Source organism: Komagataeibacter nataicola (assembly GCF_003207795.1).
Taxonomy (GTDB): domain Bacteria; phylum Pseudomonadota; class Alphaproteobacteria; order Acetobacterales; family Acetobacteraceae; genus Komagataeibacter; species Komagataeibacter nataicola.
In genome coordinates this window covers 1-8,942 of record NZ_NIRT01000057.1, presented here as the reverse complement: position 1 = coordinate 8,942, position 8,942 = coordinate 1, and the positions used below count along the sequence as shown (strand labels likewise).

Genomic DNA, 8,942 nt, shown 5'->3' with positions numbered 1-8,942 from the left:
CTCGCATACAACTGCAAAAGAATGGCACGGCTTCAGGCAGCATAAGCCGGGTCAGCCTCGGCGTTATCAGCCGCAAAATGCCCAACCCGACAGGCTGCTAAGATACCGCCTGAAAAGTCAGGCCAAACAAATATCCCGCACGCATGGAAAAGTGTTTGGCGAAGCTTTTTTAACAAGCTCCGGGCAACGCGGCTCCGGGTCGCTCCTCTGGCCGCGAGCTCACGGTGCGTAGTGTCAATTATGATTAAAATTTACCAAAAACTTTTATCGTTTCAGTATTTTACTGACCCTGCCCTCCCGGAAAGAGCAGATTTTTATATGAAACGCATTGGCTCCATTTCGTCAGTGCAACATTAATCATATCCTGATTTCCCTTGCCTGCTGAAAGGGCTCAGCCTCGGCATCCCCCATCCGAATAGGGCATAGAGGGCGCGGATGCAGCCCTGCCGCTCATTTTTATAATCTCCTGCATCATGCGTTCCTGCGCTATCGTAATAACAGGCGTGTGAAGATAAGGGAGAAGCCGCGTGAGTCAGACGTGGGGTGATTTTCAGGCTGTCGTGCAGTTATCGGCGGGCCTGAATGTAGCTATTCTCAGCTTTGTGGATATCAGCCTGCCCGCCATAAAGGAGCGTCGGCGCGTCTTTGCCAAGGCACAGCAGGAACTCGACATGCACCGCTCCGCGCCAGGCAAGGTGACCTCTGCCGCCCAGCTCGAGCATGACTGCCAGATCGATGAAATGAACCAGAAGCTTTACCTGCTGTGGAAGGAATCCTCCTCGTTCAGCAGCGAGGAAGATTCCCTTATCCATTCCACCGGCATTCTCGGGTTTATTGGTGCGGCACTCAGCCTTTTCCTGTTGTGGTATTCGGCTGAATATTATGATGCCAGCATCAGCGTGACCGGAAAATTCGTCATCGGCCTATCATTTTGTTCATTGATCGGGGCCTTTATCATCAATTTCATGACTGCATCCCAGGCCAGCGTCTTTACCAAGCAGTGCAACCAGATCCGTGAGGAAATGCGGCAGAAGCTGTAAAACCCGCATGCATGAACACTGCGGCAAATCCTAGAGGCTGTTATGCACTTTGGATGAACAGGTTGGCGGCATTTCTGAGCATGAAGCCAGCGAAGGCGATGGGGTGCATTGCGGCGAGGGTTGAGGCACATCGTTCATAATCTTTCACCAGCCTCCTGCATCGGGTTGCCCATGCGAAAGATCTCGCCACGATCCAGCGACGGGGTAGAAGTACAAAGCCCCGCTTTGCTTGGGGCAGCCTGACGATTTCGAGCGTGATGCCTTGCTCTTCAGCAGCTTTCGCCGGTTTTGATCTGGTATAGCCCTGATCGGCCCATGCCAGTTCAACGCTGCCATTTGTTGCCTGCTGGATAGCTTCCGCCAGCGAACCGACTTCTGCCCTGTCGTCCCGGTTTGCCGGGGTGACGTGCAGGGCCGGGATTGCTGATAAACCGCGCTCCATGGTGGCAGATCGTTCGGCATCGCACGCCATGCTATACCGTAACGGATCACATACCACAGACCGTTGAATAGTTCTCTCAGATCATGATGGCGTTGTTCAGCATCCTCTTTCATGAGAAGGAGATATAGAATAATCAGAGACCACTCTTCGTCACTGACATCAGACGGATACGATTTTCGGACAGTATTCATACATCTTTACTGCACAAATTATATCAAAAAGTACATAACACTCTCTACTTCCTGTCCCCATGTCCGAGCCGGTGGCCGGGTCGAAATCCGTGGGACCGGGCCAGCCATGCGATCAGGAATCCAGCAGTTGTGAGCCCCATCACCGCCCAGGGGAATGACGTCGCACCCCATGTGTCGAGCAGCACGCCGCCCAGAAGCCCCCCACCGGCTATGGCACTGTTCCACGCCACGACATTCATCGACAACGCGACATCCGCGCCATCGCCGGCTGCATCGGCCAGTGCTGTCTGGAGCAACGTCGCAGCGCCTCCAAATGTCAGCCCCCATATGGTGACACCGATCATGATCACCGCAGGTGACGCTGATCCGATGGCGAAAGCTGCTGCCACGACCGCGAATATGGCCAGACTGAGCAGGACGGACAGGCGCAGGGCGTGATCGACCGTGCGGCTTGTCAGCCAGATGCCAACCAGGGCGGCGACCCCGAACAGCAGCAGGATGCGATCTGCCTGCCCTGCCAGTCCGGCAGGTGTGACGAACGGCACGATATAGGTGTAGAGCACGTTGTGCGCGAGCATCCAGGCCATCACCACGCCCAGAACCGACCGCACGCCGGGCGTGTACAAAACATGACGGAACGGCAGACGCTCGTCATGCGCGGCCCCCGGAAAATCAGGAACCTTCGCCAGCACCCATGCGATCAGCAGCACGGTCAGGCCCGACATGATCCAGAAGGCCAGACGCCAGCCGACGGCAGCGCCCAGCCATGTCCCGGCGGGCACCCCCAGAGACAGTGCAATCGGCGTGCCGACCATGGCAATCGCCAGGGCACGGCCCTGCTGGGCGCGCGTCACCATCCGGCGTGCGTAGCCAGCCAGCAACGCCCAGGCGAGACCCGCCGCGGCACCCGCTCCGTACCGGGCTACGAGGGTCGCGCCGTAATGCGTCGAAAACGCGGTGATGGAATTGAACACCACGAAGCCGATAATTGCCAGCAGCAGAACCTTTCTACGCCGCCATCGCTGCGTGGCGAGTGTCAGCGGGATCGCCGCACTCAGTGAGCCTATGGCATAAGCCGTCACCATCTGCCCTGCCAGCGCAGGGGAAATATGCAGACCCGCACCGATCTCGGGCAACAGACCGGCTGGCAGGGTTTCGGTCATGATGCAGATGAAGCCGGTCATGGCCAGCGCGAGCAGGCTGGCGACAGGCAGGCGCTCATCGGGTTTTGTCGTGGGCACTGTGATGGTCGGGGTCATGGGGCGCTCATATATGGATCGGACGATACACATATAGAGACACAGCAACCTTGGCAATTACTTCTGGATCACTTAATATGGAAGTCTTTCAGAAGGAGCGATAGCATGGCGCGGACCGGGCGGCCCCGTGAGTTTGACCGCGACAAGGCGATTGACGCCGCCACAGCGCTCTTCTGGGCGCAGGGCTATGAGCCGACCTCCCTGACGCAGCTTAAGTCCTGCATGGGCAACATTTCGCCTGCGAGCTTCTATGCCGCGTTCGGCTCGAAGGAATCCCTGTTCCGCGAAGTCGTGCAGCGTTATCTGGAGACCTACGGACAGGTGATGACACCCTTATGGGACGAGAGCCTGTCCCCGCGTGAGGCCATTGAACGGACGTTGCGTGGTTCGGCACGCATGCAGGCCGCCCGCGCACACCCGGCCGGGTGTCTGGTCGTCTGTGGCGCCAGTAACTGCTCACCTGAAAACGAACCCGTTCAGGCGCTCCTCGCGGCGGAACGACAGCGCACGCGTAAGGGCATCAGAGCCTGTGTGGAACGCGCCATCGCCATTGGCGAATTGAAAGCGTCCCCGGCGACAGATGTGCTGCCCGATATTCTCGCGACTTTTTTCCACGGCATGACGTGCGAAACCCGGGACGGGATGCGTCCGGACACTCTGGATGCGGCCGTCACGTCGCTGCTGACATTGTGGGATATCAACGCGGTGAAACGGGGAACAGCAAAGCGGTCCAAAAAACGCTGACGGGTTGACGGCGGCGAGACGATCCAGGTCCGGCACGAGTATTCCATATCAGTCGATCCATAAATCATTGACCTCGTGTCGCACCCCTATTATGGATTGATCGGTATGGAAGTTGTGCTGTTCGGAACACGACGCCATGCCTCTTCAGGGAATCCGATCATGAGCCCATCAAAAATTGCCCTCGTCACGGGCGCCAATCGTGGCATCGGCTACAGTATTGCGAAGCATCTGACAGCCTCCGGCATCAGCGTGATCGGCACTTATCACGCCAACGAAGATGAGGCGAAGGCTGCCGAAACCGCCCTCAGCAACGAGAATGCAAAACTACGTTTGCTGCAACTGGACATCGCGAACCATGCGTCGTTCACGGATTTTGTTCAACGGGTCAAAGCCCTTCTCGCAAACGAGTTCGGGCAGCAGGGACTAAGTTATGTTGTCCAGAACGCCGGCAACATCATTCACACACGCTTCGATGCCGCGACATCCGAACAACTCGACAATCAGTACAACATCCACTTCAAGGGCCCCTACCTGCTGACGGTAGCGCTCCTTCCGCTGATCTGCGATGGTGGCCGCATTCTCAACATCACCTCTGCCGCAACACGCTTCTACCTGCCGGATCATGGCCCCTATTCAGCCATGAAAGCGGCAACCGAGGTCATTTCGCTCTACATGGCGAAGGAACTGGGTGAGCGGGGCATTACAGTCAATGCCGTCGCCCCCGGCGCGGTTGCATCGGACTTCGGTGGTGGTCTGGTCCGTGACGATGCCGGGATAAACAGGAGCCTGGCAGAGATCACGCCGCTGGGGCGTGTCGGCCAACCCGATGATATCGGGACTGCGGTGCGCGCTCTCCTGTCGGACGACATGCACTGGGTGAATGGCCAGCGCATCGAGGTGACAGGTGGCCAGTCGCTTTGATCCCACACAGCGAAGGACAGGGGGAGTCCGTATGATCAATGTTATGGCCAGCAGTGTTATCAATGCACCCGTTTCGTCTGTCTGGGGGCTGATCCGCGATTTCGGTGCTCTTGGTCGCTGGTTGCCGGGTGTGAAAAGCTGCATGATCGAAGGCGATGATCCCGGCGACCGTGTTGGCGCGATCCGTCGTGTTGAAATGGGCGATGTCGGTGTCATCCGTGAACAGCTTCTGGCGCTGTCCGACGTGGATCATGCGGTGACTTTCTCAATCATTGAATCGGCTTTACCGATCCGGAACTACCGGTCGACCATCACGCTTCTGCCCGTAACGGATGGCAATCGCACATTTATCCGGTGGCGCGGTCAGTTCGAAGCGGCTGCCGAACACGCAGCCAGCATGGAGGCCAGAATGCCGACCCATATCTATCAGCCAGCATTCGACAGGCTGGCGGAAATTCTGGCGCAGGGGGAAATACGGGCATGAGCAGCTTTCATGGCAAATCCGTCCTCGTGCTTGGCGGCAGCCGCGGGATTGGGGCCGCCATTGTCCGTCGCTTCGCAACGGATGGCGCGAAAGTCGTTTTCACGTATCTGTCCTCCCCTGATGATGCTCAGGCCCTGGCCGCCGAGACCGGAAGCAGGGCCCTGCGTGCCGATAGCGGAGACCGGGACTCCCTCACCGCGCTGATCGCCTCGCTTGGTCCTCTCGACGTGCTGGTCGTCAATTCCGGAATTCTTGGCGCGGGTGATCCACTGGACATGCCGCCGGACGCCATCGACCGGCTTTTCCGCATCAATACCCTCGCGCCCTATCACGCGGCGGTTGCTGCCGCACGGACCATGCCCGACGGCGGCCGCATCATCCTGATCGGCTCAGCCAATGCCGACCGGATGCCGATGACTGGCCTTGCAGCCTACAGCGCCAGCAAGGCCGCACTGAAAGGCATGGTCAAAGGACTGGCGCGTGATTTCGGGGCGCGCGGCATCACTGTCAACGTTGTCCAGCCCGGCCCCACCGATACCGACATGAACCCTGCCGATGGACCGCTGAAAGACGTGATGCACGACTTCATGGCGATCAAACGCCATGCCACGGGCGCGGAGATCGCAGGGCTGGTCGCGTATCTTGCCGGGCCAGAGGCAGGCATCATCACCGGTGCTGCATACAACATCGATGGCGGCTTCGCGGCCTGATGGAATGACTGATCCCCAATCACCTGCCGGAAAAAAGGAACGAAGGCCATGACCAGTTTATCCGCTAACGTCACTGACGCCGGCACCTTCAGCATCGGCGGCGACCTTGTCGTTCATCGTCTTGGCTTCGGCGCGATGCGCATCACCGGCCCGGGCATATGGGGACCGCCAGCCGACCACGACGAGGCCATCCGCACGCTGAGGCGCCTTCCCGAAATCGGCGTCAACTTCATCGACACTGCCGATTCCTACGGCCCCGATGTTTCGGAATGGCTGATCAGGGAGGCCCTGCACCCATACCCCAAGGGACTGGTGATCGCCACGAAGGGTGGTCTCACCCGCTCGGGGCCGGATATCTGGAAGCCGGTCGGACGGCCGGAATACCTGCTCCAGCAGGTGCACAAGAGCCTGCGCAATCTCGGCGTCGAACAGATCGATCTGTGGCAGTTGCACCGCATAGATCCCAGGGTTCCGGCGGACGAGCAGTTCGATGCAATCCGGTCCTTCATCGACCAGAAACTGATCCGGCATGCAGGACTGAGCGAAGTCTCCGTCGAAGACATCAAGGCCGCCTCGAAGTTCTTTGACGTGGCAACCGTCCAGAACCGCTATAATCTTGTCGATCGCACCAGCGAGGACGTACTCGACTACTGCACGGCGCAGAACATCGGGTTCATCCCCTGGTTTCCGCTTGCCGCTGGCGACCTCGCGAAGCCAGGCTCAATCCTGGATACCATGGCAGGGAAATACGGCGCGCACCCAAGCCAGATCGCACTGGCATGGGTTCTGAAACGCAGTCCGGTAATGCTGCCAATCCCCGGAACTTCGAAAGTCGCTCATCTGGAGCAGAACGTCGCTGCCGCAGACATCTCGCTGTCAGATGAGGACTTCGCGGCTTTGAATGCCGAAGGGCGCAAGGCGTTCCGCTCAACGCCATAAAGAAGCACTTCCGGGCAGTTACAGTCCCAACGCCGAAAGGCCCGGGTGATTGTCGGGACGTCGTCCTGCAGGCCAATGAAACAGGCGGTCAGTGACTGAAATGGGTTGGTCGTTAATTGACGCCACGCGGTAACGCATCAGCCCGTTTTCATCGAATGCCCAGTTCTCATTCCCATGAGATCTGAACCATTGACCGGTCTGGTCCTGCCACTCATACGCAAAACGGACAGCGATCCGGTTGTCCTGAAAAGCCCAGAGCTCCTTGATAAGCCGATACTCCTGCTCGCGCTCCCATTTTCGCGTCAGGAACGTCACGATGTCTTCTCGCCCGCGGATGAATTCCGAGCGATTGCGCCACTGGCTATCGGGAGTATAGGCCAGTGCCACCTTTTCAGGGTTCTGACCATTCCAGGCGTCTTCTGCGAGACGGACCTTCTCAACAGCGGTTTCGGCATTGAATGGAGGTAATGGGGGTCGGGACATTGGAAATTCTGCCTCTGGTTCGGGGACGGATCGCTGGCTGATCCAGCGTCTATCAGTGTTTTCCGGCAAAGCGTTTGACGAAAGGACAATGATCCCTCATTTCAGGACATGCCCATACGTATCGGTCTCCTGCTTTATCCTGACTTCCAGTTGCTCGACGCCGCCGGAGTGACGGCGGCCTTTGAGATCGCCAGCACATTTGGGAGCGCTGGGTATGAGACGACACCCCTGTCCTGGCATGGAGGTCTGGTCCGGTCGTCGTCCGGCATGACGATCGAGACCGTCCCGCTCGCGGCGGTGGGGGCCTTTGACACGCTTGTCGTCGTTGGGGGCGAAGGACACAAGCAGGCTATGGCCTGTCCGGAACTGCAGGCCTTCATCCGACATCAGGCTGGCACGGCACGGCGGATATGCAGCGTGTGTACGGGCGCTTTCCTGCTGGCAGCGGCCGGACTGCTTGATGGACGCCGCGTGACGACGCACTGGCAACAGGCCGGGGCCCTGAAATTACGGTTTCCGGAAGTCAGGGTCTTGGCCGATGCCATTCATGTCCATGATGGTCCGGTCTGGACGTCAGCCGGCATCAGCGCAGGAATAGACATGGCTCTGGCGCTGGTGAGCGAAGATCTCGGTGCAGACATCGGGCGGCGCACGGCGCAGCAGATGGTGGTTTTCTATCACCGGCCCGGAGGACAGTCCCAGTTCTCGGCGCTTCTTGAGATGGAGAGCACGCAGGAACGCTTTGCCGATCTTCTGGGATGGATCCGGTCCAACCTGCAACAGCGCCTGACCGTGGACATTCTCGCCAGCCGGGTTGGCATGAGCCCCAGAAACTTTTCACGCAGTTTCCGGACCGCCGTGGGGATGAGCCCTGCCAGAGCGGTCGAGAAACTGCGTCTGGAGGCAGCACGGGAGCGAGTCGAACGCTCCACGCTCCCCATCGAATCCATTGCCGTGATGACCGGCTTCCACGATCCCGAGCGGATGCGGCGTGCCTTCCTGCGTGCGTTTCATCAGCCACCTCAAGCTGTCCGGCGAAATGCAGCTGGCAATCCGAACTAAAAAAATACCCGGCTTGCGCCCAGCCGGCGAGTGCCTGCTTCTGGCGGGACAGTCTGGCGAATATTTCGAGATTTTTTGGCGGCTTGCCCCGTTTGTTGATTTTCACTGAGAACTGACCCGGGTAGGGCGGAAATTTTCATCGAGATTTGACCCATGCCTCCACACTCCCCGGCAGCATCTGCTGGGGGTTTGAGGTGAACTGCCCCGGGTTTACCGGAGAGCGATTTGTTCAGCGCTCAGGCTGCGATATCAAGTCTGCTCTGATCTGCATGGAAGGCGCGTTCGGCTTCAGCGGGAGGCCTGTAGCCGATTGGCGCCAGCAGGCGTCGGTTATTGTACCAGTCCACCCATTTGAGGGTTTCCCATTCGACCTGCGCCATGGATTTCCATGGCCCCAGATGATGGATGACCTCGGCCTTATATAAACCGTTGATGGTCTCAGCCAGTGCATTGTCGTAGCTGTCACCAACCGTGCCGACCGAGGCGTCGATGTCCGCCAGCGCCAGGCGTTCGGTATATCGGATCGACAGGTATTGTGAACCACGATCCGAATGATGGATCAGCGCCTTGTTTCCCGCGGGCTTTCGTTGCCAGATGGCCTGTTCAAGGGCGTCGAGCACGAACTGGGTGGTCATGGAGGTCGAGACCTTCCAGCCCACGATCCTGC

At 58.7% G+C, this 8,942-nt stretch carries 10 protein-coding genes and 1 pseudogene; 7 read left to right on the top strand and 4 right to left on the bottom strand.

Annotated elements, in window-relative coordinates; translation table 11 throughout:
* Window positions 1-527: 527 nt before the first annotated feature.
* A complete protein-coding gene (locus CDI09_RS16740) occupies window positions 528-1,040 on the top strand; it encodes a hypothetical protein (protein ID WP_110571448.1) in 513 nt (170 codons plus the stop codon).
* Window positions 1,041-1,080: 40 nt separating this feature from the next.
* Here CDI09_RS16740 and CDI09_RS16735 read toward each other — a convergent pair.
* Window positions 1,081-1,673 (bottom strand): annotated as a pseudogene (locus CDI09_RS16735) (transposase).
* Window positions 1,674-1,717: 44 nt separating this feature from the next.
* Window positions 1,718-2,932, bottom strand: coding sequence for an MFS transporter (locus CDI09_RS16730; RefSeq protein WP_110571447.1), 1,215 nt, complete (start codon window positions 2,930-2,932; stop codon window positions 1,718-1,720).
* 105 nt (window positions 2,933-3,037) lie between these two features.
* On the opposite strand from CDI09_RS16730, the gene CDI09_RS16725 reads away from it, so the two are divergent.
* The 5 genes from CDI09_RS16725 (at window position 3,038) to CDI09_RS16705 (ending at window position 6,730) form a co-directional block, all read left to right on the top strand.
* On the top strand, window positions 3,038-3,676 hold the full coding sequence (locus CDI09_RS16725) for a TetR/AcrR family transcriptional regulator (protein WP_110571446.1): 639 nt from the start codon (window positions 3,038-3,040) through the stop codon (window positions 3,674-3,676).
* Between the two features lie 159 nt (window positions 3,677-3,835).
* Window positions 3,836-4,597 carry an SDR family NAD(P)-dependent oxidoreductase gene (locus CDI09_RS16720; RefSeq protein ID WP_110571445.1) on the top strand — a complete coding sequence of 254 codons (762 nt, stop codon included), beginning with the start codon at window positions 3,836-3,838 and terminating at the stop codon, window positions 4,595-4,597.
* A gap of 31 nt (window positions 4,598-4,628) precedes the next feature.
* Entirely contained in the window at window positions 4,629-5,081 is a 453-nt protein-coding gene (locus CDI09_RS16715) for an SRPBCC family protein (RefSeq protein ID WP_110571444.1), read from the top strand.
* Window positions 5,078-5,791: an SDR family oxidoreductase gene (gene bdcA / locus CDI09_RS16710; protein ID WP_110571443.1), complete on the top strand. Its 714-nt coding sequence runs from the start codon at window positions 5,078-5,080 to the stop codon at window positions 5,789-5,791. The genes CDI09_RS16715 and bdcA overlap by 4 nt, the downstream gene beginning before the upstream one ends.
* A 48-nt stretch (window positions 5,792-5,839) precedes the next feature.
* Window positions 5,840-6,730: an aldo/keto reductase gene (locus CDI09_RS16705; protein WP_110571442.1), complete on the top strand. Its 891-nt coding sequence runs from the start codon at window positions 5,840-5,842 to the stop codon at window positions 6,728-6,730.
* Window positions 6,731-6,748: 18 nt separating this feature from the next.
* Here the strand turns inward: CDI09_RS16705 and CDI09_RS16700 are convergent, their stop codons facing one another.
* A complete protein-coding gene (locus CDI09_RS16700; RefSeq protein WP_110571441.1) occupies window positions 6,749-7,213 on the bottom strand; it encodes a nuclear transport factor 2 family protein in 465 nt (154 codons plus the stop codon).
* Between the two features lie 108 nt (window positions 7,214-7,321).
* Between CDI09_RS16700 and CDI09_RS16695 the strand changes: the two genes are divergently transcribed.
* A complete protein-coding gene (locus CDI09_RS16695) occupies window positions 7,322-8,275 on the top strand; it encodes a GlxA family transcriptional regulator (protein WP_110571440.1) in 954 nt (317 codons plus the stop codon).
* A 236-nt stretch (window positions 8,276-8,511) separates the two neighbouring features.
* Here CDI09_RS16695 and CDI09_RS16690 read toward each other — a convergent pair.
* On the bottom strand, window positions 8,512-8,942 hold a 431-nt coding region (locus tag CDI09_RS16690), incomplete at its 5' end, for a DDE-type integrase/transposase/recombinase (RefSeq protein ID WP_146220933.1).